Source organism: Micromonospora sp. CPCC 205739 (assembly GCF_036906795.1).
Taxonomy (GTDB): Bacteria; Actinomycetota; Actinomycetes; order Mycobacteriales; family Micromonosporaceae; genus Micromonospora.
Genome location: NZ_JBAKHS010000008.1, coordinates 13,246 through 38,292, shown reverse-complemented (window position 1 = coordinate 38,292; position 25,047 = coordinate 13,246). Strand labels below are relative to the sequence as shown.

At 73.1% G+C, this 25,047-nt stretch carries 22 protein-coding genes; 14 read left to right on the top strand and 8 right to left on the bottom strand.

Annotation, left to right across the window (positions count from 1 at the left end; all coding sequences use genetic code 11):
* Positions 1–86: 86 nt before the first annotated feature.
* Entirely contained in the window at positions 87–2,249 is a 2,163-nt protein-coding gene (locus tag V6U88_RS14060) for an elongation factor G-like protein EF-G2 (RefSeq protein ID WP_334453119.1), read from the bottom strand.
* A 253-nt stretch (positions 2,250–2,502) separates the two neighbouring features.
* Here V6U88_RS14060 and pgsA point away from each other — a divergent pair, with 253 nt between their 5' ends.
* The 9 genes from pgsA (at position 2,503) to V6U88_RS14015 (ending at position 9,851) form a co-directional block, all read left to right on the top strand.
* Positions 2,503–3,123 (top strand): phosphatidylinositol phosphate synthase, encoded by a 621-nt coding sequence (pgsA, locus tag V6U88_RS14055; protein WP_334453117.1) that lies wholly within the window; start codon positions 2,503–2,505, stop codon positions 3,121–3,123.
* A complete protein-coding gene (locus V6U88_RS14050; protein WP_334453115.1) occupies positions 3,120–4,058 on the top strand; it encodes a phosphatidylinositol mannoside acyltransferase in 939 nt (312 codons plus the stop codon). The genes pgsA and V6U88_RS14050 overlap by 4 nt, the downstream gene beginning before the upstream one ends.
* 16 nt (positions 4,059–4,074) lie before the next feature.
* A complete protein-coding gene (locus V6U88_RS14045) occupies positions 4,075–5,244 on the top strand; it encodes a glycosyltransferase family 4 protein (protein WP_334453113.1) in 1,170 nt (389 codons plus the stop codon).
* 17 nt (positions 5,245–5,261) lie between these two features.
* A complete protein-coding gene (locus V6U88_RS14040) occupies positions 5,262–5,756 on the top strand; it encodes a hypothetical protein (protein WP_334453110.1) in 495 nt (164 codons plus the stop codon).
* Positions 5,757–5,941: 185 nt separating this feature from the next.
* Positions 5,942–6,859 (top strand): pyridoxal 5'-phosphate synthase lyase subunit PdxS, encoded by a 918-nt coding sequence (gene pdxS, locus V6U88_RS14035; RefSeq protein WP_334453107.1) that lies wholly within the window; start codon positions 5,942–5,944, stop codon positions 6,857–6,859.
* Positions 6,860–6,957: 98 nt separating this feature from the next.
* Positions 6,958–7,563, top strand: a complete 606-nt coding sequence (pdxT, locus tag V6U88_RS14030; RefSeq protein WP_334453104.1) for a pyridoxal 5'-phosphate synthase glutaminase subunit PdxT — start codon at positions 6,958–6,960, stop codon at positions 7,561–7,563.
* Between the two features lie 285 nt (positions 7,564–7,848).
* Positions 7,849–8,601, top strand: a complete 753-nt coding sequence (locus V6U88_RS14025; protein WP_334453101.1) for a YebC/PmpR family DNA-binding transcriptional regulator — start codon at positions 7,849–7,851, stop codon at positions 8,599–8,601.
* 4 nt (positions 8,602–8,605) lie between these two features.
* The gene (locus tag V6U88_RS14020) at positions 8,606–9,220 is read left to right on the top strand and encodes a DUF402 domain-containing protein (protein WP_334453099.1); all 615 of its coding nucleotides are present in this window, start codon (positions 8,606–8,608) and stop codon (positions 9,218–9,220) included.
* Between the two features lie 67 nt (positions 9,221–9,287).
* Positions 9,288–9,851 carry a GNAT family N-acetyltransferase gene (locus V6U88_RS14015; protein ID WP_334453097.1) on the top strand — a complete coding sequence of 188 codons (564 nt, stop codon included), beginning with the start codon at positions 9,288–9,290 and terminating at the stop codon, positions 9,849–9,851.
* Positions 9,852–9,899: 48 nt separating this feature from the next.
* Here V6U88_RS14015 and V6U88_RS14010 read toward each other — a convergent pair whose 3' ends face one another.
* From V6U88_RS14010 to V6U88_RS14000, 3 genes are all read right to left on the bottom strand, one after another.
* The gene (locus tag V6U88_RS14010; RefSeq protein WP_334453095.1) at positions 9,900–10,850 is read right to left on the bottom strand and encodes a permease prefix domain 1-containing protein; all 951 of its coding nucleotides are present in this window, start codon (positions 10,848–10,850) and stop codon (positions 9,900–9,902) included.
* Positions 10,847–11,188, bottom strand: a complete 342-nt coding sequence (locus tag V6U88_RS14005; protein WP_334453090.1) for a PadR family transcriptional regulator — start codon at positions 11,186–11,188, stop codon at positions 10,847–10,849. The genes V6U88_RS14010 and V6U88_RS14005 overlap by 4 nt, the downstream gene beginning before the upstream one ends.
* Before the next feature lie 128 nt (positions 11,189–11,316).
* The gene (locus V6U88_RS14000) at positions 11,317–11,997 is read right to left on the bottom strand and encodes a hypothetical protein (RefSeq protein WP_334453087.1); all 681 of its coding nucleotides are present in this window, start codon (positions 11,995–11,997) and stop codon (positions 11,317–11,319) included.
* 180 nt (positions 11,998–12,177) lie between these two features.
* Here V6U88_RS14000 and V6U88_RS13995 point away from each other — a divergent pair, with 180 nt between their 5' ends.
* Complete coding sequence (locus V6U88_RS13995) at positions 12,178–13,647, top strand: protein kinase domain-containing protein (protein WP_334453085.1); 1,470 nt, start codon at positions 12,178–12,180, stop codon at positions 13,645–13,647.
* Here V6U88_RS13995 and V6U88_RS13990 read toward each other — a convergent pair.
* Both V6U88_RS13990 and V6U88_RS13985 read right to left on the bottom strand, forming a co-directional pair.
* The gene (locus tag V6U88_RS13990) at positions 13,644–14,201 is read right to left on the bottom strand and encodes a hypothetical protein (RefSeq protein WP_334453083.1); all 558 of its coding nucleotides are present in this window, start codon (positions 14,199–14,201) and stop codon (positions 13,644–13,646) included. The genes V6U88_RS13995 and V6U88_RS13990 overlap by 4 nt on opposite strands.
* On the bottom strand, positions 14,194–14,733 hold the full coding sequence (locus tag V6U88_RS13985) for an RNA polymerase sigma factor (RefSeq protein WP_334453081.1): 540 nt from the start codon (positions 14,731–14,733) through the stop codon (positions 14,194–14,196). The genes V6U88_RS13990 and V6U88_RS13985 overlap by 8 nt, the downstream gene beginning before the upstream one ends.
* Before the next feature lie 241 nt (positions 14,734–14,974).
* On the opposite strand from V6U88_RS13985, the gene dnaE reads away from it, so the two are divergent.
* Entirely contained in the window at positions 14,975–18,508 is a 3,534-nt protein-coding gene (gene dnaE, locus V6U88_RS13980; protein ID WP_334453079.1) for a DNA polymerase III subunit alpha, read from the top strand.
* A gap of 33 nt (positions 18,509–18,541) precedes the next feature.
* Here dnaE and V6U88_RS13975 read toward each other — a convergent pair whose 3' ends face one another.
* A complete protein-coding gene (locus tag V6U88_RS13975) occupies positions 18,542–19,252 on the bottom strand; it encodes a response regulator transcription factor (RefSeq protein WP_334453077.1) in 711 nt (236 codons plus the stop codon).
* Positions 19,249–20,835 carry a sensor histidine kinase gene (locus V6U88_RS13970; RefSeq protein ID WP_334453076.1) on the bottom strand — a complete coding sequence of 529 codons (1,587 nt, stop codon included), beginning with the start codon at positions 20,833–20,835 and terminating at the stop codon, positions 19,249–19,251. The genes V6U88_RS13975 and V6U88_RS13970 overlap by 4 nt, the downstream gene beginning before the upstream one ends.
* A gap of 114 nt (positions 20,836–20,949) precedes the next feature.
* On the opposite strand from V6U88_RS13970, the gene V6U88_RS13965 reads away from it, so the two are divergent.
* From V6U88_RS13965 to V6U88_RS13955, 3 genes are all read left to right on the top strand, one after another.
* Entirely contained in the window at positions 20,950–22,341 is a 1,392-nt protein-coding gene (locus V6U88_RS13965; protein ID WP_334453074.1) for a cation:dicarboxylate symporter family transporter, read from the top strand.
* Between the two features lie 133 nt (positions 22,342–22,474).
* Positions 22,475–22,972: a DinB family protein gene (locus tag V6U88_RS13960; RefSeq protein WP_334453072.1), complete on the top strand. Its 498-nt coding sequence runs from the start codon at positions 22,475–22,477 to the stop codon at positions 22,970–22,972.
* 395 nt (positions 22,973–23,367) lie between these two features.
* Entirely contained in the window at positions 23,368–24,810 is a 1,443-nt protein-coding gene (locus V6U88_RS13955; RefSeq protein WP_334453071.1) for an FAD-dependent oxidoreductase, read from the top strand.
* Positions 24,811–25,047 lie beyond the last annotated feature (237 nt).

The window sequence follows — 25,047 nt, the reverse complement described above, 5'->3', positions numbered from 1 at the left end:
GCCGCCCACCCGAGATCCGTGCACCTACGGAGAAAGCGTGGCTGTTCGGCGAGGAACAGCCACGCTCTCTCTGAAACTGCGGAGGGTCAGGGGTGGGAGGTGTGCTCCTTGCGGGCCTGTTCGGCGAGGTGGGCGGGCATGGGCTCGTAGCGGGCGAACTCGCGGCGGAACGTGCCGGTGCCGTGGGTCATCGAGCGCAGCTCGACCGCGTACCGGACCAGCTCGGTGGCGGGCACCTCGGCGCGGATCACGGTGCGGCCCTCGGCGTCCGGGTCCGGCTCGGTGCCGAGCACCCGGCCGCGGCGGCCGGACAGGTCGCCCAGTACCGGGCCGACGGAGCCGTCGGGCACCCGGATCGCCACCTCGTCCACCGGCTCCAGCAGCGCCGGCTGCCCCTGCTCCGCGGCGTCGCGCAGCGCGAGCGCGCCGGCGGTCTGGAAGGCCGCGTCGGAGGAGTCGACGCTGTGCGCCTTGCCGTCGACCAGGGTCACCCGCAGGTCCACCACCGGGTGGCCGGCGACCAGGCCGCGTTCCATCTGCGCCCGGACGCCCTTCTCCACCGACGGGATGTAGTTGTGCGGGACGGCCCCGCCGACCACCCGGTCGACGAACTCGAAGCCGGCGCCGCGCGGCAGCGGCTCCACCTCGATGTCGCAGACGGCGTACTGGCCGTGGCCGCCGGACTGCTTGACGTGCCGGCCGTGGCCCCGGGCGCCGACGGTCAGCGTCTCGCGCAGCGCCACCCGCACCGGTTCGGTCTCCAGCTCCACGCCGCCGCTGCGCAGCCGGTCGAGCACCACGTCGGCGTGCGCCTCGCCCATGCACCAGAGCACCAGCTGGTGGGTCTCCGGGTTGCGTTCCAGCCGCAGCGTCGGGTCGCCGGCGACCAGCCGGCTCAGGTTGCGGGCCAGGGCGTCCTCATCGGCCCGGCTCTTCGCCACGATCGCCACCGGCAGCAGCGGCTCGGGCATCTCCCAGGGGGCGACGAGCAGCGGATCCTCCTTGGCGGAGATGGTGTCGCCGGTCTCCGCGCTGCCCGACTTGGTGATCGCGCAGATGTCGCCCGCCACGCAGGCGGGCACCTCGCGCAGCGCCGCGCCGAGCGGGGTGTAGACGTGCCCGACCCGCTCGTCGGCGTCGTGGTCGGGGTGCCCACGCTCGGCCATGCCGTGCCCGGAGACGTGCACCACCTGGTCGGGGCGGAGCGTGCCGGAGAAGACCCGCACCAGCGAGACCCGGCCGACGTGCCGGTCGACGGTCGTCTTGACCACCTCGGCCACCAGCGGGCCGTCCGGGTCGCAGCTCAGCGGCGGCCGGGGCGAGCCGTCCACCCCGGTGACCGCGGGCACCTCGTGCTCCAGCGGGGACGGGAAGGCGGCGACCAGGCCGTCCAGCAGCGCGTCCAGGCCGACGCCGGTCTCCGCGCAGACCGGCACCACCGGGTAGAAGTGGCCCCGGGCGACCGCCTTCTCCAGGTCGGTGATGAGCACCTCGGTGTCGATCTCCTCGCCGCCGAGGTAGCGGTCCATCAGGGTCTCGTCCTCGCTCTCGGCGATGACCCCCTCGATCAGCTCGTTGCGGGACTCCAGGATCGCCGGCAGGTGCTCCGGGTCCGGCTCGCGCACGGCGGCGGGCAGCCCGGCCGAGTAGTCGAAGACCCGGCGGGTGATCAGCCCCATCAGGCCGGCCACCGACTCGCCGTCGTCGCCGAGCATCGGCAGGTAGAGCGGGATCACGTTGTCGCCGAAGACGCGCTGGCACAGCGCCACCGCCTCGTCGAAGTCGGCGCGCGGGTGGTCCAGCCGGGACACCGCGACGGCCCGCGGCATGTCCACCGCGGCGCACTCCTCCCAGAGGGCGGCGGTGGCCATGTCCATGCCGTCGGCCGCGGAGACCACGAACAGCGCCGCGTCGGCGGCCCGCAGGCCGGCCCGCAGCTCGCCGACGAAGTCGCCGTACCCCGGGGTGTCCAGGAGGTTGACCTTGACGCCCTGGTGCATCAGCGGGGCGCAGGCCAGGCTGACCGAGCGCTGCTGGCGTACCGCCGCGGGGTCGTGGTCGCAGACGGTGGTGCCGTCGGTGACGCTGCCGGCGCGGCCGATCGTGCCGCTGGCCGCGAGCAGCGCCTCGACCAGGGTCGTCTTGCCCGCCCCGGAGTGCCCGACGAGCACCACGTTGCGAACCCTGCCGGGCTCGGTCACCACCGGCGCCGCGCCGGTGACACCCTTCTCCTGGTTCTTCTGCGCCATCGCGGCGCACCTCCCTCAGCCGTGGTTGGTGGCGACCGCCGCGCGCGACGGGGAAGCGGGCCCGGGCGGGTGCCGCGGCGATATCCTCCGGTGCTCTCCTGAACGACGGGTACTCAGACGGGTGGGTCGGTGAGCTGGCTCACCTCCCACACCCGATCTCACACCCGTTGCGGAGCGGACACAAGCCTCCGCCACGCGGGTCGGACGACCGGCTGTGTCGCCGACCGCTGGCGGCCGTTATCGTGGGACCGCCATGGCGAAGATCTTCCAAGTGACGGCCCGCGCGGGGATGACCCGCGTCGTGGAGCCGGTCGCGCGCGGCCTGCTCCGCGCCGGCGTGTCCCCCAACGCGGTCACCGTGACCGGCACCCTCGGCGTGCTCGTCGGCGCCCTCGGCTTCGGCGCCCGGGGAGACCTGGTCGCCGGCGCCCTCATCGTGACGGTCTTCGCGCTCACCGACCTGCTCGACGGGACGATGGCCCGGATGAGCGGCGGCTCCACCCGGTTCGGGGCGTTCCTCGACTCGAGCATGGACCGGATCGCCGACAACGCCGTCTTCGGCGCGGTCGCGTACTGGCTGGCCACCGAGCACGACTACTCGGGGGTGGCCGCGGCGCTGCTCTGCCTGGCCGCCGGCGGGCTGGTCTCCTACGTCAAGGCCCGCGCCGAGGGGCTCGGCATGACCTGCAACGTGGGCATCGCCGAGCGCACCGAGCGGCTGCTGATCGTCGGGGTGGGCGGGCTGCTCACCGGGCTCGGCGTCGACCATGCCCTGGAGGTCGCCCTCTGGCTGCTCGCCGCCGTCTCGATCTTCACGGTGGGGCAGCGCATGGCGCACGTGTACAAGCAGGCCCAGCTGGTCGGCCGGGAGTGAACCTCACCGAGCTCGGCTACCTCGCCGGGTGGCGCGTGGCCCGCGTGCTGCCCCGGCCCGTCGTGGCCGCGGCCTTCCGGGCGGGCGCCGACCGCGCTTACCGCTCCGGCGGCGCGGGTACGGCCCGACTGCGCGCCAACCTGCGCCGGGTGGTCGGCCCCGACCTGCCCGAGGCCGAGCTGGACGCGCTGGTGCGGCGCGGACTGCGCTCGTACGCCCGGTACTGGATGGAGGCGTTCCGCCTGCCGGCGCTGAGCCGTTCCGAGATCCTCGCCGGGTTCCGGCTGGACCCGGTCGGGGTGCGGCGGCTCGCCGACGACGTGGCCGCCGGCCGGGGCGCGGTGGTCGCCCTGCCGCACGCCGGCAACTGGGACGCCGCCGGCGCCTGGGTCGCCGCCACCGGGTGGCCGATCACCACGGTCGCCGAGCGGCTCAAGCCGGAGTCGGTCTACGAGCGGTTCGTCGCCTTCCGCCAGGGGCTGGGCATGGAGATCCTGCCCACCCACGGCGGCGACCGGCCCGCGTTCGACGTGCTGGTGGACCGGGTACGCGCCGGCGCGGTGGTGCCGCTGCTGGCCGACCGGGACCTTTCCGCCCGCGGCGTGGAGGTGGAGTTCTTCGGCGGTCGGACCCGGATGCCGGCCGGTCCCGCGCTGCTCGCGGTCCGCACCGGCGCCCCGCTCTACGTGGCCTCGATGTGGTACGAACCGGACGCGGCGTGCGCCTCGATCGAGGGCCCGCTGCCGCTGCCGGACCCGGACTCGGCACCCCTGGACCAGCGGGTCCGGCTGCTGACCCAGCGGATTGCCGACGGTCTGGCGGCGGGCATCGCGCGGCATCCGGAAGACTGGCACATGCTGCAGCGGATGTGGCTGGACCAGCGGAGCACGGGCAGCGGCGCGACAACAGCCACGCCGGTCACCGGCCAGGCCTGACGGGAAGGGCGCCTACGTGCGGATCGGCATCGTGTGCCCGTACTCCTTCGACGTACCCGGTGGGGTGCAGAACCACGTCATGGATCTCGCCGAGGCGCTGATCGGACTCGGTCACGAGGTGAGCGTGCTGGCCCCGGCCGACGAGGAGTCGACGCTGCCGCCGTACGTGGTCTCGGCCGGGCGGGCCGTGCCGCTGCCGTACAACGGGTCGGTGGCCCGGATCGCCTTCGGTCCGGTCTCCACCGCCCGGGTGCGCCGCTGGATCACCCGGGGCGACTTCGACGTGCTGCACGTGCACGAGCCGCTGACCCTGAGCCTGTCGATGCTCGCGGTGCTCTCCGCGCGCGGGCCGGTGGTGGCGACCTTCCACACCGCGATGACCCGGTCCCGGGTGCTCGCCGCCGCGCAGGGCGTGCTGCAGATCGTGCTGGAGCGGATCACCGCCCGGATCGCGGTCAGCGCCCTGGCCCGCAAGGTCCAGGTCGAGCACATGGACGGCGGCGCGACGGAGATCCCCAACGGGGTGGCGGTGGCGAAGTTCGCCGGCGTGCAGCCGCTGCCCGGCTGGCCGGGGGAGTGCGCGCCGGGCACCGGCGGCACGCTCGGCTTCCTCGGCCGCTTCACCGAGGCCCGCAAGGGGTTCCCGATCCTGCGCGACGCCTTCGTCGCGCTGGCCCCGCACCGGCCCGGGCTGCGGCTGCTGGTGGCCGGCCCCGGTGACCCGGACGACCTGTTCGGGCAGTTCCCGGCCGAGCTGCGCGACCGGGTGACCTTCCTCGGCATGGTGCCCGAGCAGGAGAAGCTCCGGATGCTGCGCAGCGTGCACCTCTACGTCGCGCCGAACACCGGCGGGGAGTCGTTCGGGATGATCCTCACCGAGGCGCTGGCCGCCGGCACCACGGTGGTCGCCAGCGACCTGGACGCGTTCCGCCGGGTGCTCGACGGCGGACGGGCCGGCCGGCTCTTCCCGACCGGGGACGCGGCGGCGCTGCGTACCGCCCTGGTGGACCTGCTGGACGACCCGCAGGGCCGGGCCGCGCTGACCGCCTGCGGCGACCAGGTGGTGGCGCACTACGACTGGCCGGTGATCGCCCGCCGGGTGCTGGAGGTCTACGCCGCGGCCATCGAGGCCACCGACGGCCGGGTCATCGACCAGGAATGGGTGGGGCTGGGCGGGGCGGTGTGACCACTACGATGCCGCACATGTGGTGGGTGGTGGGCGCGACGGTGCTGCTCGCCCTGGTCGCGGCGTACCTGATCTGGACGGCCGGCCGGGTCGAGCGGCTGCAGTCCCGGGCGGAGTCCGCGGCCCGGGCCCTCGACGCGCACCTGCTGCGCCGGGCGGCCGCCGCCGCGGTGCTGGCCGAGCGGCGCTTCGGCGTCGAGCTGTACGCGGCGGCCCGGATTGCGCTGGACGCCCCGCCCGAGGAGCGGGAGGCCGCCGAGAACGACCTCACCCGGCAGTTGCGGGCGGTACGGCTGGACCCGGCCGACCCCGTCTGCGAGGCGGTGATCGCCGCCAGCCGGCGGCTGGCCCTGGCCCGGCAGGTGCACACCGACCTGGTCCGCGACGCCCGGTCGGCGCGCAGCCGCCCGCTGGTGCGGCTGTGCCGGATGGGGCGCCGGCACCCGTGGCCCCGCTACTTCGACATCGACGACCCGACGCTCGTGGTCGCCGCCGAGGCCCCCGCGAGCTGACGTCGGCTTTCGGCAACGGTGCGGCCGATCGCCCGGTTTTCCCTGGTCCGGGCGGGTGTCCGAGCCCGGGTGATGACGGCCACAGTGCAGGCCACCCGGGGGCTGATTGGCTGTCGGACCGGCGTTGATCCGGCCGTAGCATCAGTCGCAAGCCACCCCCGAGCACGTCCGAGGAGCGATAACCCGTGCCCGAAACCACTCCCCAGAACGCCAGCAACACCTCCGTCGTCGGCACCGCCCGCGTCAAGCGCGGCATGGCCGAGATGCTCAAGGGCGGCGTGATCATGGACGTGGTCACCCCCGAGCAGGCCAAGATCGCCGAGGACGCCGGCGCCGTCGCCGTGATGGCGCTGGAGCGCGTGCCCGCCGACATCCGCGCCCAGGGCGGCGTGTCCCGGATGAGCGACCCGGACATGATCGACGGCATCATCAACGCCGTCTCCATCCCGGTCATGGCCAAGGCCCGGATCGGCCACTTCGTCGAGGCGCAGATCCTGCAGTCCCTCGGCGTCGACTACGTCGACGAGTCCGAGGTGCTGACCCCGGCCGACTACGCCAACCACATCGACAAGTGGGCCTTCACCGTCCCCTTCGTCTGTGGTGCCACCAACCTCGGTGAGGCGCTGCGCCGGATCACCGAGGGCGCGGCGATGATCCGCTCCAAGGGCGAGGCCGGCACCGGCGACGTCTCCAACGCCACCATGCACATGCGCAAGATCCGGCAGGAGATCGCCCGGCTCAGCTCGCTGCCGGCCGACGAGCTGTTCGTCGCCGCGAAGGAGCTGCAGGCGCCGTACGAGCTGGTCAAGGAGGTCGCCGAGACCGGCAAGCTGCCGGTGGTGCTCTTCACCGCCGGTGGTATCGCCACTCCGGCCGACGCCGCCATGATGATGCAGCTCGGCGCCGAGGGCGTCTTCGTCGGCTCCGGCATCTTCAAGTCCGGCAACCCGGCCCAGCGCGCCGCCGCGATCGTCAAGGCCACCACCTTCCACGACGACCCGGACGTGCTGGCCAAGGTCTCGCGCGGCCTCGGCGAGGCGATGGTCGGCATCAACGTCGACGAGATCCCGCAGCCGCACCGCCTCGCCGAGCGCGGTTGGTGAGCGCGAGGAGTGAGCCGATTCTGCGAGCCCCGCAGTCGCGAACGAAGGAGGGGCTGGTGAGTGCGGCGGGGTCGGGGAACGACGAGAGGACGATCAGCATGAGCGACGCACCGACGATCGGTGTGCTCGCGCTGCAGGGTGACGTCCGCGAGCACGTCGCGGCGCTGACCGGCGCCGGCGCGGACGCCCGTCCGGTACGCCGCCCGGCCGAGCTGGACGCGGTCGACGGGTTGGTCATCCCCGGCGGCGAGTCCACCACGATCAGCAAGCTCGCCGACATCTTCGGGATGCGTGAGCCGATCGACAAGCGGATCGCCGGCGGGATGCCGGTCTACGGGTCCTGCGCCGGCATGATCATGCTGGCCACCGAGGTCCTGGACGGCCGGCCCGACCAGCGCGGTTTCGCGGGCATCGAGATGACGGTGCGGCGCAACGCGTTCGGCCGGCAGGTCGACTCGTTCGAGGCCCCGGTGCGGATCGCCGGGGTCGAGGGCGAGCCGTTCCACGCCGTGTTCATCCGCGCGCCGTGGGTCGAGCGGGTCGGCGACGGGGTCGAGGTGCTGGGCCGGGTCGCCGAGGGCCCGGCCGCCGAGCGGATCGTCGCGGTCCGGCAGGGCAACCTGCTGGCCACCTCGTTCCACCCGGAGCTCACCGGCGACCTGCGGCTGCACCGCTACTTCGTGGAGCTGGTCCGCGCCGCCTGAGCGCAGCCGCGAGGGGCCCGTCCGGATCGGACGGGTCCCTCGCGGGCATTTTTTCCGCTCCGCGAGAGTTGTCTTCTTCGTGGCCCGGGTGCCCCGACGCTGCCCGCACGGGTAGCGGGTGTGACATGCCCGGGTGCGACCTCGGTAGGATTGCCGCGGTTCGGCAGGGCCATCGCCCGCCGCAGCCCTCCACGCGGAGCCGACCGGCCGTCTCGTCGTCGGTCGCGTGCGTGGAGTCGGCGCGGGCTGTCGACGCAGGCGTGGAATGACAGACGGAGGTACGAGATGTCCGGCCACTCAAAGTGGGCGACCACCAAGCACAAGAAGGCCGTCATCGACGCCAAGCGCGGCAAGATGTTCGCCAAGCTGATCAAGAACGTCGAGGTCGCGGCGCGGACCGGCGGTGGCGACCCGGCCGGTAACCCGACGCTCTACGACGCCATCCAGAAGGCCAAGAAGAACTCGGTACCGAACGACAACATCGACCGCGCGGTCAAGCGGGGCTCCGGCCTGGAGGCCGGCGGCGCCGACTGGCAGACGATCATGTACGAGGGCTACGGCCCGAACGGCGTGGCGATGCTCATCGAGTGCCTGACCGACAACCGCAACCGGGCCGCCACCGAGGTGCGCACGGCGCTGACCCGCAACGGCGGCTCGCTCGCCGACGCCGGCTCGGTGTCGTACATGTTCTCCCGCAAGGGCGTGGTGATCGTGCCCAAGGCCGGCACCACCGAGGACGACATCATGATGGCCGTCCTCGACGCGGGTGCCGAGGAGGTCAACGACCTCGGTGAGGCGTACGAGGTGGTCTCCGAGCCGACCGACCTGATCGGAGTCCGCACCGCCCTGCAGGACGCCGGCATCGAGTACGAGTCGGCCGAGTCCTCGCTGATCCCCAGCGTCAACGTGCCGCTGGACGAGGACGGGGCGCGCAAGGTCTTCAAGCTGATCGACGTCCTCGAGGACTGCGACGACGTGCAGAACGTCTACGCCAACTTCGACGTCTCCGACGACGTCATGGCCGCGGTGGACGCCTGATCCGGTGACCGGACGGCGCTTCCCGCCGGGCGACGTGGTCGTCCGGCGGGAGATCCTGCGCGGCGAGGTCTGGTTCGGTTGCCCGACCATCTGCGTCGAGGACTCGGCCGACCTGCTCGCGCTCTACCTGCCGCCGGGGGCCGAGTTCGGCTTTCCGGAGCTCGGCTCCTTCCCGTGCGGCCGTCATCCCTGGCAGACCGCCGGCCACACCGCGTGGTCGGGTCACGGCAAGCTGATGCTCCAGCGCCCGGGCGAGGCGCACTCGGTGGACGTCTTCTGGACCGGCGAGGACCGCGCCTTCGCCGGCTGGTACTTCAACCTCCAGGACCCGTTCCGGCGTACCCCGGTCGGGGTGGACACCCTCGACCACGAGTTGGACCTGTGGTGGCCGGCGGGCGCCGACCGGTACGTCTGGAAGGACGTCGAGATGTTCGCGCAGCGCCTCACCGAGGGGCGCTACCCGGGCATGGCGGATGCGATCCGCGCGGAGGGGGACCGGATCGCCGCCCTGCTCGACGCCGGCGAGCGCTGGTGGGACGAGGGCTGGGCGCACTGGCGGCCCGACCCCTCCTGGGCGGTACCGAGGCTGCCGGCCGGCTGGGACACCGTCGCCTGCTGACCCGTCCCGGCGGCCGCGCGGCGAAACCCGGCTGACCGGCCGCCCGGTCCCGCCGTAGCCTGCCGGGATGCTGGTCCCCGACCTCCCGATCCGCACCGACCGCCTCGACCTGCGGCTCTTCACCGCCGACGACTTCGCCGCCCTGCACGGCTACCAGTCCCGGGCCGACGTCACCCGCTACCTCTACTTCGGCCCGAACGACGAGGCCGCCAGCCGGGAGGCGTTGGCCCGCAAGCGCGCCCGGGTGGCGCTGCGGGCGGAGGGTGACGTGCTGAACCTGGCGCTGGTGCTGCGGGAGACCGGCGAGGTGATCGGCGACGTGCTGCTGATCTGGACGAGCGTCGCGCACCGGCAGGGCGAGATCGGGTACGTCCTGCATCCCGACCACGTCGGTCACGGGTACGCCACCGAGGCGGCCCGGGAGATGCTGCGGCTCGGGTTCGACGGGCTGGGCCTGCATCGGATCGTCGGCCGGCTGGACGCCCGCAACACCGCCTCGGCCCGGGTGCTGGAGCGGCTCGGCATGCGCCGGGAGGCGCTCCTGCGGGAGAACGAGTGGGTCAAGGGGGAGTGGACCGACGAGGCCGTGTACGCCCTGCTGGCCCGTCAGTGGCGGGCGGGTCCGCGCTGAACGGCACCGGTCCGGCGCCGGGAGTGCGCGCCGGACCGGGTGGGCTGCTCAGGCGTCGCGGCGGCGGGCCTTCACCGCGCTGTCGACGATGTCCCAGAGCGTGATCGCGGCGATGACCACGACCGAGGCCGTCGCGACGTTGCCGAGGTGCTCGCCCTCCCGCAGCCAGGCGAACCGGGCGACCAGGTCCGGGTTGAGCAGGCGGTCGGTGAGCAGCAGCCAGGCGACCGGCACGGCGAAGGCCAGGTCGAGCGCGACGTTGACCGCCACCAGCGGCCAGGTCCACCGCCGGGCGCGGTACTTCGCGAGCTCCAGTGCCAGGCCGGCGACGAGCACCGCCGCCAGCAGCGGCAGCCAGGAGCGCCAGAGCGCCGGGTCGAGCAGGGGGATCCGCTCGCCGTCGGTGCCGGTGACCCAGGGCTGGAAGTGCTGCCAGGGCAGGAACGCGAGGGTGAGCAGCAGCATCGCCACCGCCGCGCAGGTGTCGGTGAGCCGCACGTCCCGCTCCACCGGGCCCTCGGGGAGCTGGTCGACGGTCCAGTCCGGCAGGTTCAGCGAGGTGTCGGTCCGTTCCAGCACGGCGAAGCAGAAAGTCACCCAGAAGGCGATCTGCACCGCCGTCTGGAGGGCGGCGCTGATGCCGGCGCCGATCGCCGGGCCGGGTTCGCCGCCCACCGTCGCCTTGATCACCCCCACCACCACGCCGACGATGGCCGGCACGACGGCGAGCAGCCCCTTCAGCAGCCGCTGCCAGAGCAGGTAGTAGGTGGGGCCGATGAGCTGGAGCCGGCGGTCGGCGTACCGGGCGGCGAGCCGTTCCGGGTGGCCCATCTCGGTCAGCACCTCGCGCTCGGCCGCGGCGGCGTCCTGCCCGGTGGCGGTGCGACCGTCGATCATGTCCTCGATGGAGGCGCGCAGCTCCGTGGCGATCTCCGCCCGGCGCGGCGCGGGCACGGCCCGCAGGGTGGCGGCGACGTAGCGGTCGGTCAGGGAATTCATCGGTCCACTCCTTCGATCAGCCCGGCGACGGAGGTCTGCACGGCCGCGAGGTCGTCGAGGAGTCGGCGCAGCACGGCCTCGCCCTCCTCGCTGGTGCGGTAGAACTTGCGCGGGCGGCTCTCCTCGGTGTTCCACTCGCTGGTCAGCAGCCCCTGCTCCTCCAGCCGGCGCAGCAGGGGATAGAGCGTGTTCGCGTCGACCGGGAAGCCGTGCCCGGCCAGTCGTTGCAGCAGCGCGTAGCCGTAGTCGGGGTGCCGCAGGGCGACCAGGCTCGCCACCACCACCGTGCCCCGGCGCAACTCCTGGAGATGGGTCCGCAGGATCTCCTCGCTCACCATGCGTCACACCATAGTGTGTGCCACACAGTATTGTCTACGCCAACACTGTCGTGTCCGAGGGGAACGATGTGCCGCGGCGCGAACGAGGGGCGCCGGCGTGGTGCCGACGCCCCTCGTCCCGGGCGGGGTCAGCAGGAGCGGCCCTGCCGGAACCCACGCTCGACGAAGTCCGCGCGCCCCACCTCGAACCAGCCGACGCCCGAGCGGATCGGGTGCCCGGTGAACAGCTCCACCCGGCTGCCGAACCGGACCAGGTACGCCGTGTCGTCGCCGGCGTCGTTGCGGATCAGCTCACCGCGCGGGCCGTAGATCTCCTCCAGCTCGGCGAAGGACATGCCGACGCTCGCTCCCGCGGGCGAGCGGGGCGGGGCGGTGGCGGTGCCCACCGCGACCAGCCGCCCCTGGCGGAAGGTGAGGATGGTCTTTCCGGCCCACTCGCCGGTGACGCCGGTGTGGACCACGCCCGCGCAGCTGTCGGCCGTCCAGTCGATCAGGCCGGCCGCCGACAGCCGGGCCAGGCTCGCGCCGATGCGGAACGGGCCGGCACCCCGGACACTGAGCAGGTCGACCCCTCCGACGGCCTGGTGCACCGCCGCCTCGGTCGGGTGGCGCCGGTCGGCCCGGGGCCCCGAGGCGACGGCAACGACACCCCCCGGGAAGAGGCCGGCGGCGACGGATCGCCCTTCTGCGGCTGCGGTGCCGGACGGTGCCTCGGTGGCGGGCCGCGCGGCGGCCGGACCGGCCAGGGCGGGTACGGCGACGCCGAGGGCCAGCGCGCCGGCGAGGACGGTGGACGGGAGACGGTTCATGACGGGGCTCCTTGTCGGTGGTGCGGGTCTGTCACCCTGTTCGTCTCCGCGCCGGCCACATTGGTTCGTCGAATTTCCGACCGGTCCGTCCGTCGCCGGTCCGGCCCCGGTCGCGGCGGTCCCCACCACCCGGCTGCGCCGGTTACCGTCGCAGCGGGGACTGGCGACGGGGGTGGAGCGATGAGCACTCCGGCGTGGATCGGGCCCTACCGCATCGAGCGGCTGCTCGGCGCGGGCTCGTTCGCGACCGTCTGGCTGGGCCACGACCCGGTCCTGGACTCCCACGTGGCGATCAAGGTGCTGGCCGAGAACTGGAGCCACGACCTGCGGGTGCGGGAACGGTTCCTGGACGAGGCGCGGCTGCTGCGGCGGCTCGACCATCCCCGGCTGATCCGGGTGCACGCCGTGGGCGAGCTGCCCGACGGCCGGCCGTACGCGGTGCTGGCCTGGGCCGAGGGCGGCAGCCTGCGGGACCGGCTCGCCACCGGCCCGCTGCCGGTGGCGGACGCGCTGACGCTGCTCGGGGAGATCGCCGCCGGGGTCGCGGTCCTGCACCGGCACCGGGTGGTGCACCGCGACCTCACCCCCGGCAACATCCTCTTCGCCTCCGGTCCGACCGGCGAGCGGGTCCTCGTCGCCGACCTGGGCCTGGCCAAGGCCCTGGCCGCCGCGTCCGGGCTGACCGCCCGCGCCGGAACGCCCGGCTACATGGCCCCCGAGCAGGACGATCCACTGGCCGTGGTGGACACCCGCAGCGACGTCTTCGGGCTGGGGCGGCTCGGGCTGCGGCTGCTCGGCGACCCCGACGGCCGTCCCGGCCCGACACCCCGGTGGCGGCAGGGCGTACCGGCCGCCGTGCCGGGGGTGCTGCGCCGGGCCACCGCAGTCCGCCCCGCCGACCGCTACCCGGACGCCGACGCCTTCCAGGCGGCCCTGCGCCGCGCCGCCTCCCCGGCCGACGCGGCCGACGGGCATCCGTCCGACCTCGCGCCGCCCGCCGGGCCTCGGACCGAGCGGTCGGAGAGCGCGGAACACCCGAACGACCCGCCGTCCACCGACAGCGCGGCACCGGCCACCCGGCCGGGCCGGGGGCCGGCCCGCCGGTTCGGCCTGGCCGGTGCGGGCGCCCTGGCGCTGGTCATGCTGGGCGCCGTCGCCGGGGACACCGGCCCGCCCCGCGCCGACACCGGCCGGGGGACCAGCGGGCCGCTCAGCGTCGCGCTGCCGGCGGGGTGGCGGGCCACCGGCACCGGCTGGGCCGGCCAGTACGGCGACGACGGCAGGCTCGAACCGGCGCTGATCGTCGCGGCCGACCCGGGTCGCTGGGCGGCCGACCCGGACGTGCCGGGTGCCTTCGTCGGCCTCTCCGCCGACGCCGCCCGGCGTACCACGCCGGAGGGCTTCGTCGCCGAGCGCCCGCACGCGGACTGCGTGGCCGCCCCGCTGCGACGTACCCGGCAGGCGGGCGTCGACTGGGTGGTGGCCCGGTACGCCTGCCCGGCGGGCCGCCCGGTGATCGTCGAGGCGGCCGGGCTCACCGCTGGTCAGAACGCCCTGCTCTACGTGCAGATCGCCCCGCCGCCCGGCGGCGGCACGGAGTTCGTCGACGCGCTGCTGGCCAGGGTGCGGGTCCGCGCCACGGGCGACTAGACCACCACCACCGTGACCGTGTGGGACTCACCGCCCTGCGGGATGGTCACCCCGACCGTGCCGGCGCGCAGGAACCGGATGTCCACCACCCCGGCCTCGTAGTTGCGGGAGACCAGGTCCTCGCGGTCCACCGTCACCTCGCCCGGGCCGATGCCCTGGATGCGCAGCACCCCGCCGGCGGCCAGACACAGCGACTTCAGCAGCGCCACCTCGGTCTCGGCGAGGTCCAGGTCGTAGCGGACCGGGCCGAGGCACGCGCTCGACCGCGGGGACGGCGACGGGGTGCGCGTACCCCGGCTCCGGGTCGGTGCGGGCGGGAGCGGGACGGGCGGTCGCGGCGTGGCGGCGAGCGTGGCCGGGCCGGGTGGGCTGGACGGGGCGGGCGCGGCGCTGGTCGGCGGGGTGGCCGCCGGGGCCGGCGGCCGTACCGGCAGCGGCGCGACCGGGGTCTGTCCGCAGGCCGCCACCGCCACGAGCAGGCCCACGGCGACCGGCGCCGCCCACCGGCGGGCCGGTGCGGGCCCGGCGACCCGGCGGGGCGCGGTCTCAGTCACCGGACATCCGCTGCCGGACTTGCCGGCGGGCCAGGTGGACCCGGGACTTCGCGGTCCCCTCCGGCAGGTCGAGCAGGGCGGCGATCTCGCGGTAGTTCAGCCCGAGCACGTCGCGCAGCGTGACCACCTCGGCCAGCTCGGGGCGCATCGCGTCCAGCGCGTCGAGCAGGTCCAGCCGGGTGCCGGCGACCACGCTGGTCCGCCGGGGGTCGGGCCGGTCGGGCAGCGGCACCCCGCCGGACTCGACCAGCCAGCGCCGACGCAGCCCCCGGTACGTCGAGCGGGCCCGGTTGGCGGTGAGCCGGTAGAGCCAGGTGTGGAACGACGACCGGCCCTCGAACCGGCCGATGCCCCGCGCGAGCGCGAGCAGGGCGTCCTGGCAGGCCTCCTCGGCGTCCTCCCGATGCGGCAGCAGGCGGGCGCAGAGCCGCAGTACCTCGGGGCGTACGGCCGCCAGCAGCGCGTCGACCGCACCCGGTTCGCCGCGCGCGGCCGCCCTGGCCAGGTCGTCGATGTCGTCAGCGAGGAGCATCACACCGTCCCCTGCCCGCCGGTGGTGCCGTGCCGTCAGGCTACGGCCGTACCGGCTCCGCGGGGACCCCCGAGTCGGGCAGCCGACCCGCCCACGTGCCCGCCGGGTCGCCCCTGGGAGAGATCCACACCACCCGGGAGCGCACAGTCCGCGCGGCTGCTGGAGGTGCCCTTGAGCCCGGGGATAGGGTGGGCCGACCGACTTCCCACCACCCATGAAACCGACCCGGGGGGGCGCACGCATGGGCGATTCGTTCGCGCATCTGCACGTACACACCGAGTACTCGATGCTGGACGGGGCGGCCCGGCTCAAGGACCTCTTCGCCGAGGCCAACCGGCTCGGCATGCCGGCGGTGGCGATCACCGACCACGGCAACATGCACGGCGCGAACGACTTCTACAACCAGGCCATGGCCGCCGGCATCACCCCGATCCTGGGGGTCGAGGCGTACGTCGCGCCGGAGTCCCGCTTCCACAAGGCGCGGGTCAAGTGGGGTCGCCCGGAGCAGAAGAGCGACGACGTCTCCGGTAACGGCGCGATCACCCACAAGACCATGTGGGCCCGCAACGCCACCGGCCTGAAGAACCTCTTCACCCTCAACTCGCGCGCCTCCATGGAGGGCCACTACGTGAAGTGGCCCCGGATGGACATGGAGCTGATCGCCGAGCACGCCGAGGGCATCATGGCCACCACCGGCTGCCCGTCCGGCGCGGTGCAGACCCGGCTGCGGCTTGGCCAGTTCGACGAGGCGCTCAAGGTCGCCGCCAGCTACCAGGACATCTTCGGCAAGGAGAACTACTTCCTGGAGATCATGGACCACGGCCTCTCCATCGAGCGCCGGGTCCGCGACGGGCTCACCGAGATCGCCCGCAAGCTCGACATCCCGCCGGTGGTCACCAACGACTCGCACTACACCCACGAGGCCCAGGCCACCGCGCACGACGTGCTGCTCTGCGTGCAGACCGGCAGCAACATCGACGACCCGAACCGGTTCCGGTTCGAGGGCGGCGGCTACTTCATCAAGTCCGCCGAGCAGATGCGCGCGGTCGACTCCTCGGAGCTGTGGCAGCAGGGCTGCCGCAACACCCTGCTGGTCGCCGAGAAGGTCGACCCGACCGGGATGTTCGAGTTCCACAACCTGATGCCGCGCTTCCCGGTGCCCGAGGGGGAGACCGAGGAGTCCTGGTTCCGCAAGGAGACCTTCGCCGGCCTGGCCCGCCGCTACCCCGACGGGATCCCGGAGGGGCACGTCGTGCAGGCCGAGTACGAGCTGGGCGTCATCAACCAGATGGGTTTCCCGTCGTACTTCCTCGTGGTCGCCGACTTCATCCAGTGGGCGAAGAGCCAGGGCATCGCCGTCGGTCCGGGCCGTGGCTCGGCCGCCGGCTCGCTGGTCGCGTACGCCCTGGGCATCACCGACCTGGACCCGATCCCGCACGGCCTGATCTTCGAGCGGTTCCTCAACCCCGAGCGCGTCTCGATGCCGGATGTCGACATCGACTTCGACGAGCGTCGGCGCGGTGAGGTGATCAAGTACGTCACCGAGAAGTGGGGCGAGGACAAGGTCGCGCAGATCGCCACCTTCGGCACGATCAAGGCGAAGGCCGCGATCAAGGACTCAGCCCGGGTGCTCGGCTACCCGTACGCGGTCGGCGACCGGATCACCAAGGCGATGCCGCCGGCGGTGATGGGCAAGGACATCCCGCTCACCGGCATCTTCGACCCGAAGCACCCCCGCTACGCCGAGGCCGGTGAGATCCGGGGGCTCTACGAGTCCGACCCGGACGTCCGCAAGGTGATCGACACCGCCAAGGGCATCGAGGGGCTGATCCGGCAGACCGGTGTGCACGCCGCGGGCGTCATCATGTCCGCCGAGCCGATCATCGAGCACATCCCGCTGATGCGCCGCGACGCCGACGGGGCGATCATCACCCAGTTCGACTACCCGACCTGCGAGTCGCTCGGGCTGTTGAAGATGGACTTCCTCGGCCTGCGCAACCTCACGATCATCGACGACGCGGTCAAGAACATCGAGCTCAACCACGGCGAGAAGCTCGACCTGCTGGCGCTGCCGCTGGACGACAAGGCCGCCTACGAGCTGCTGGCCCGAGGGGACACCCTCGGGGTGTTCCAGCTCGACGGTGGGCCGATGCGCTCGCTGCTGCGGATGATGAAGCCGGACAACTTCGAGGACATCTCCGCCGTCCTGGCGCTGTACCGGCCCGGCCCGATGGGCGTCGACTCGCACACCAACTACGCGCTGCGCAAGAACGGCCTCCAGGAGATCACCCCGATCCACCCGGAGCTGGAGGAGCCGCTGCGGGAGATCCTGGCCCCGACCTACGGCCTGATCGTCTACCAGGAGCAGGTGCAGCGCGCCGCGCAGATCCTCGCCGGCTACACGCTCGGCCAGGCCGACCTGCTGCGGCGGGCGATGGGCAAGAAGAAGAAGGAGATCCTCGACAAGGAGTTCATCCCCTTCCGGGACGGCTGCCGCGAGCGCGGCTACTCCGACGAGGCGATCCAGGCGGTGTGGGACGTCCTGGTCCCGTTCGCCGGGTACGCCTTCAACAAGGCGCACTCCGCCGCGTACGGGCTGGTCTCCTACTGGACCGCGTACCTCAAGGCGCACTACCCGGCCGAGTACATGGCGGGTCTGCTCACCTCGGTGGGCGACGACAAGGACAAGATGGCGCTCTACCTGTCCGAGTGCCGCCGGATGCGCATCCAGGTGCTGCCGCCGGACGTCAACACCTCGGCCGGGCCGTTCACCCCGGTCGGCAGGGACATCCGCTTCGGCCTGGCCGCGGTCCGCAACGTCGGCGCGAACGTGGTCGCCTCGATCATGCGGTGCCGCGAGGAGAAGGGCCAGTACGCCGACTTCTACGACTTCCTGTCGAAGGTCGACGCGGTGGTCTGCAACAAGAAGACCATCGAATCGCTGATCAAGGCCGGCGCGTTCGACTCGCTGGGGCACCCGCGCAAGGGCCTGCTCGCCGTGCACGCCGACGCCATCGACGCGTACGCCGACGTCAAGCGCAAGGAGGCGGTCGGCCAGTACGACCTGTTCGGCGCGGGGTTCGGCGAGGCGGACACCGGCGGCAGCACCACGGTGATGCCGACCATCGGCGAGGGGGAGTGGGACAAGCGCGACAAGCTCGCCTTCGAACGCGAGATGCTCGGCCTCTACGTCTCCGACCACCCGCTCTTCGGTCTGGAGCACGTCCTCGGGGCGGCGGCGGACACCACGATCGCCGCGCTCGCCGAGGAGGGCGCGGTGCCCGACGGGGCGGTGGTCACCCTCGCCGGCATCCTCTCCGGCGTGCAGCGCCGGGTCACCAAGCAGGGCCGGGCCTGGGCCTCGGCCACGCTGGAGGACCTGGCCGGCGGGGTTGAGACGCTCTTCTTCCCGAACACCTACGAGGTGATCGGGCAGTACATCGCCGAGGACGCCATCGTGGTGGTCAAGGGTCGGGTCGACCGCCGCGACGACACGCCCCGGATCATGGCGATGGACATGTCCATGCCGGACGTCAGCACCAACCCGGCCAACAAGCCGGTCACCCTCACCATCCCGGTGCACCGCTGCACGCCGCCGCTGGTGGAACGGCTCAAGGAGACCCTGGTGCTGCACCCCGGCGACACCGAGGTGCACGTCAAGCTGCTCAACGGCGGCAAGACGACGACGCTGCGGCTGGGCCCGTTCCGGGTGGCGGCGACCACCGCGCTGATGGGCGACCTGAAGAGCGTGCTCGGCCCGGCCAACGTGAGCTGACCGGGCCGGGGGACGTCGCCGGCTGAGGGTCGGTCAGGTCGGCCGGTACTCGACCTCGGGGCGCCCGGGCGTGCCGTAGCGGGGGCTGCGGACCGCCCGGTCGATGGTCACCAGGTACTCCAGGTAGCGGCGGGCGGTCACCCGGGAGATGCCGGTGCGCCGGCTCACCTCGGTCGCGGAGAGCCCGGCCTCGGCGTCGGCGGGCGTGGGTCGCGGCCGGTCGGCCAGGGCGGAGAGCACCCGGTGCAGGGTCTGCACGTCCAGCCCCTTGGGCAGGGTGTGCGGGGCGGCGCCGCGCAGGGTGGCGAACATCCGGTCCACCTCGTGCTGGGCGGCCACCTCGCCGTCGGCGAGCGCCTGCCGGCGGTAGTCGGCGTAGCGCTCCAGCTTGTCGCGGAAGGCGGCGAAGGTGAACGGCTTGAGCAGGTAGTGGGTCACCCCGAGGGAGACCGCGGTACGGACCACCGCCAGGTCCCGGGCCGAGGTCACCGCGAGCACGTCGACGCTGCTGCCCGCCGCGCGCAACGCCCGGCAGACGTCCAGGCCGTGCACGTCGGGCAGGCGGAAGTCCAGCAGCACCAGGTCGATGTCCGCGCCGCCGCGCCGGCGCAGCGCGGCCATCGCCTCCCGGCCCGTGTGTGCCACCCCGGCCACCACGAAACCCGGCACCCGCTCGGTGTACGCGGTGTGCGCCTCGGCCAGCAGCGGCTCGTCCTCGACCACCAGCACCCGGATGTCGTTCATCGAGCCTCGCCGCCCCCGACCGGCAGGCGGACGGTGAACAGGCTCCCGCCGTCGCCCGAGCGGCCCACCTCGTAGCGCCCCCCGTGCCGGCGGACGACCTGCCCGACCAACGCCAGGCCGAGTCCGCGGCCGGCGCTCTTGGTGGACCAGCCGCGGCGGAACGCGTCGCTGACCCGCTCCGGGTCAAGCCCTGGGCCGTTGTCACCGACCCGGACCACCAGCTCGCCGTCGACCGCGCCGACGAAGACCTGGACCCGCCGCGGTGGCGCGTTGCCGGCGACCGCCTCCAGCGCGTTGTCCACCAGGTTGCCGACGACGGTGAGCAGGTCGGCGCCGGGCAGGGGGCTGCCGTCGAGGCGGCACTCCGGGTCGATCACCAGGTCCACGCCGCGCTCACCGGCCTGGGCCGACTTGCCGAGCAGCAGGGCGGCCAGCGCCGGCTCGGTCACCGCGCCGACCACCCGGTCGGTGAGCTGCTGCGCCGCGGCCAGGTCCCGGGTGGCCAGGCGCACCGCCTCGTCGGTACGGCCCAGCTCCACGAGAGTCAGCACGGTGTGCAGCCGGTTGGCCGACTCGTGGGTCTGCGCCTGCAACGCCTCGGTCAACGCGCGTACCGAGTCGAGTTCGTTGGCGAGCGCGCGCAGCTCGGTCTGGTCGCGCAGGGTGAGCACCGTGCCGAGCGCGATGCCCTCGAAGTGGGCGGTCCGCTGGTTGGCGACCAGCACCCGGTCGCCGGCCAGGACGGGCTCGTCGCGGGCGTCCCGGGCCGACGTCAGCAGCTCGGCCACCGCGGGCGGCAGGTCGATCCCGGCCACCGGCCGGTCGGTCAGCGGCGCGTCCGCGTCCAGCCCGAGCAGCCGGCGGCCCTCGTCGTTGACCAGCGCCACCCGGCGGTCGGTGGTCAGCACCAGCAGGCCCTCCCGCACCGAGTGCAGCACCGCGTCGTAGTACTCGTACATCCGGGTCATCTGGGCCGGTCCGAGGCCGTGTGTCTGCCGACGCAGCCGACGGCTGAGCAGCCAGGAGCCGGTGGCGGCGAGGGCGAGCGCCGGTGCGGCGACGCCGAGCAGCACCGGCCACTGGCCGAGCAGCTTGCGGTCGATCGCCTCGGTGGTGATGCCGACCGAGACCAGGCCGACGATCCGCTCGTCGTCGTACACCGGCACCACCGCGCGCACCGACTCGCCGAGCGTGCCGACGTTGGTGGTGGTGAAGGGCCGACCGGCCAGAGCCGGCGCGATGTCGCCGACGAACCGCTGGCCGATCCGCTCGCGGTGCGGGTGGGAGTAACGGGTGCGGTCGGGGGCCATCACCACCACGAAGTCGGTGCCGGTCGCCACCCGGGTGGACTCCGCGTACGGCTGGAGGGCGGCGCTGGGGTCGGCGCTGCGCAGCGCCGCGCGGACGTCGGGGGAGCGGGCGACGGTCTGCGCCACCGCGAGCACCTCCTCCTGCGCCGCTTGGCGGGAGTCGCTGCGGGCCAGCCAGACGGCCCCGGCGGCGCCGGCCAGGACGAGCAGTGTCACCACCACGGCCTGGAGGGCGAACAGTTGCCCTGCGATGCTCCACTGCCGCCGGGCCACGTTCCCCCTCCTCGTCCGCGCCGTGGTCACCGGCGCGCGTCGCCCGTGCTCCGACGGGATGAACAGAATGACCGCAAGGCTGTCTTGTGATGAGACGGGCTTCACATTGTCGACATGGACACCACCACATCCACCACCACACCGTCACCCCCGGTCCGTCGGGACCGTACCCGTTACCTCTACCTGGCCGTCATCGTGGCCGTGCTGGCCGGTGTCGTGGTCGGCCTCGCCGCCCCCGAGGTCGGCAAGGAACTCAAGCCGCTCGGCACGGGCTTCGTCAACCTGATCAAGATGATGATCAGCCCGGTCATCTTCTGCACCATCGTGCTCGGCGTCGGCTCGGTCCGGCAGGCGGCGAAGGTCGGCAAGGTCGGCGGGCTCGCCCTCGGCTACTTCCTGGTCATGTCGACCGTCGCGCTCGCCATCGGCCTGGTGGTCGGCAACCTCATCCACCCCGGCTCCGGGCTCGACCTGGGGCAGGACCTGGCCGGCTCGGGCAAGGCGGCCGCCGGTGACGAGGCCGGCGGAACCGTCGACTTCCTGCTCGGCGTCATCCCGACCACGCTCTTCTCCGCGTTGACCGAGGGGGAGGTGCTCCAGACGCTGCTCGTGGCGCTGCTGGTCGGCTTCGCCGTGCAGAGCCTGGGCCGGCGCGGCGAGCCGGTGCTGAACGCCGTGGGAATGCTCCAGCGGGTGGTCTTCAAGGTGCTCGCCATGATCATGTGGCTGGCCCCGATCGGCGCGTTCGGCGCGATCGCCGCGGTGGTCGGGGCGACCGGGATGGACGCGCTGAAGAGCCTGGCGCAGATCATGCTCGGCTTCTACGCGACCTGTCTGATCTTCGTGCTGGTGGTGCTCGGCGCGCTGCTGTGGTTCGTGGCCCGCATCTCGATCTTCTCGCTGCTGCGCTACCTCGGCCGGGAGTTCCTGCTGATCCTGTCGACGTCGTCCTCGGAGTCGGCGCTGCCGCGGCTGATCGCCAAGATGGAGCACGTCGGGGTGAGCAAGCCGGTGGTCGGCCTCACGGTGCCCACCGGGTACTCGTTCAACCTGGACGGCACGGCGATCTACCTGACCATGGCGTCCCTGTTCATCGCCGACGCGCTGGGCAAGCCGCTGTCGATCGGCGAGCAGGTGTCGCTGCTGCTGTTCATGATCATCGCGTCGAAGGGGGCTGCCGGGGTGACGGGTGCCGGGCTGGCCACCCTTGCCGGTGGGCTTCAGTCGCACCGTCCGGACCTGGTCGACGGGGTCGGTCTGATCGTGGGGATCGACCGGTTCATGTCAGAGGCGCGGGCGCTGACCAACTTCGCCGGCAACGCCGTCGCGACCGTGCTGGTCGGGACCTGGACGGGGGAGTTCGACCGGGACAAGGCCGGTCGGGTGCTGCGCGGCGACGACCCGTTCGACGAGTCGACCATGCTCGACGAGGACGCCGACGAGGACGAGTCCGCGACGCGGCGGCCGGCCGACGAGTCGGCCGTGCCGGCCGGCGTACCGGCCTGACGCCGCGGCGGCGGAACCACCCGGGGTCGCGCCGGCCGAGCGCCGGCGCGACCCCGACGGCTGGGCGGTGCTGCGCTGACCCGCCGGCGATCGCTGGTTGCCCCTGGGTGGCCGGTCTTGGGATGCTTCGCGCATGTCCTCCCTCCCGGCCACCTTCGCCGAAGACGTCATCGACCAGCCGGTCAAGGCCCAGTTCGAGGCGTTTCTCGACGAGCATCGGCGCGCGCTCAACGCCTGCCTGGACGGGCTGACCGAGGAGCAGGCGCGCCGATCGTTGGTGTCCTCCCGGACCACGCTGCTGGGGCTGGTGAAGCATGCGACGTTCGTGGAGAAGGTCTGGTTCGACGAAGCCGTCACGTGCCGGTCGCGTGCCGAGATCGGCATTCCCGCGACGCCCGACGAGTCGTTCATCCTCGATGGCGACGACACCATCGCCACCGTCCAGCGAGCACACGGCGAAGCATGCGAAGCGTCACGCCGCGCGACGTCGTCACTCGGTTTGGACGACATGCTCCGCGGCAACCGGCGCGGCCCGCTCCCGCTGCGCTGGGTGTACCTGCACGTGCTGCGCGAGCTCGCTCAGCACTGCGGGCACGCGGACATCCTGCGCGAGCAACTCCTGAGCGAGTAGCGCGCCGCCCGGTCGGCCATCCGGCAGCCGTCGGCGATGCGCGCCAGCGGGCGGCACCGGCGCTGTTTCGGATCTCTAGGTCAGTAGCCGGATGTGGGGCGCCTCCTGGCTTTCGATGAGGGGCGCCGAACAGTGTCGGCAGGACCCGGGTGCCGGCCGGATCATTGCGAAATGGTCTGGCGCGCTGCTGGCACGGGCGGCTCGGCCGTAGGGTTGCTCAGCATTGCGGGGATGGTTTGGCGGCCCGGGCGTCGACCGCGGCGGTGGAGCGGGGCGACCGGGTTCGACCCAGGGACCGAGGCGAGCCGCGGCACGTCGCTTGACCAATGACGGCGCGGGCTCCGGTGGCTACGGTCGTGGGTGCGAGGTTTCCCGACCGCTCGAGGAGTGATCGTATGGCCCCCTCTCCGTCCCGGCTCTTCGCGGAGATCGCGACCGCCGAGCGGCCGGCTCGGACCACAGTGGTCATGCGTCGTGCCGTGGTGCTGGGCGGCAGCATCGCCGGACTGATGGCGGCTCGGGTGTTGAGTGACCACGCCGAGGAGGTGCTGATCATCGAGCGCGACCCGTCCGAGGTGGACGACGGGCCCCGGCCGGGTGTGCCGCAGGGCAGCCAGGTGCACGCGCTGCTGCCCGCCGGTCAGGTCCAGTTGGAACGGTGGTTTCCCGGCATCGTCGACGAGGCGCACGCGCTCGGTGCCCCGCCGCCGCCCAGCGACGAGGGCGCGGCGAAGATCTTCGTGAACGGCGTGCTGGGGCTGCCGCCGGCACCGTCCGGCACCGGTCCGACGCTGATCACCACACGACCGTTCCTGGAGGCGCTGGTCCGGCGGCGGACCCTCGCCGTGGGCAACATCCGGATGGTGTACGGCCGTGCGGACGGCCTGCTCTTCGCCGACCGGCGCGTCACCGGTGCCCGGTACGTGCCCGAGGGCGGTGGTGAGCCGGTGGCCGAACCGGCGGACCTGGTGGTCGACGCGATGGGAAGGTCCAGCCGGCTGAGCGACTGGCTGGCCGACAACGGGTGGCCCCGCCCGCCGATGCAGCGGATGCCGATCAAACTGAACTACGCGACCGCGCTCTTCAAGCAGGACGAGAAGGTTAGCGACGCCTGGGTGGTGGTCTACCACACCATGGCCGGCAAGGGTCGTACCGCGCGGATCGGGGGGATCAACTCGGTCGAGGGGAACCGCTGGATCATGTTGGTGGCCGGCTACGACGAGGACCGGCCCAGCCGCGACGTCGCCGACTTCACCGCCCGCTGCCGGGAGCACTATCCGCAGATGTTCGGTGACATCGCGGAGTACGGCGAGATGCTCGGCGGCGTGGTCACGTACCACCAGGCCGACAGCCGACGCCGGGACTTCCACAAGCTCGACCGGATGCCCGCCGGACTGGTTGCCGCCGGGGACGCGATCGCCTCCTTCAACCCGGTGTACGGCCAGGGCATGACCTCCGCGATGCTGCACGCCTCCTGCCTGTCGGCGTACCTCCGGTCGAACCCGGACCTGCACGAGGAGCCGGCGCGGGCGTACTTCGCGCGGGTCCGGGTGATCGTCGATGCCGCCTGGCAGACCTCCACCACCGCCGACATCGAGCTTCCGCACGTCGACGGGCCGTACCCGCCCGGGTACCGGGTCACCAAGTGGTTCGGGGACCTGCTTTTCCGGGCCTCGCTGACCGATCCGGTGCTCAACGCCCGGCTGGGCCGGGTCACCACCATGCTCGACCATCCGGCGACGCTGAGCCAGCCCGGCACCCTGCTCCGGGCGCTCCGGCTCGGCCTGTTCCGGCGCCGGTCCGCCACCGGATCGACCACCAACCTCCGGCAGTCCTAGCAGGCGAAGAGACCGGTCAGGAATCGAGAAGCGCAGGTCACCGAGCCGCACCTCGCGTGATCATCGGTGGCGGTGCCGGGCCTTGCACCGATCCGCACGGGTTCGCCTGGGAGGCCGCGTCGCTGGCCGCCACGCCCTGACGGATCACCGCTGCCCGCCCCGCCCCGCCGGCGGTGCGGTTCGCAGGGTGTGTGCCGCAGGCCGCCGGTCGCGGATTGGCCGTGCCCGTCCGACGCC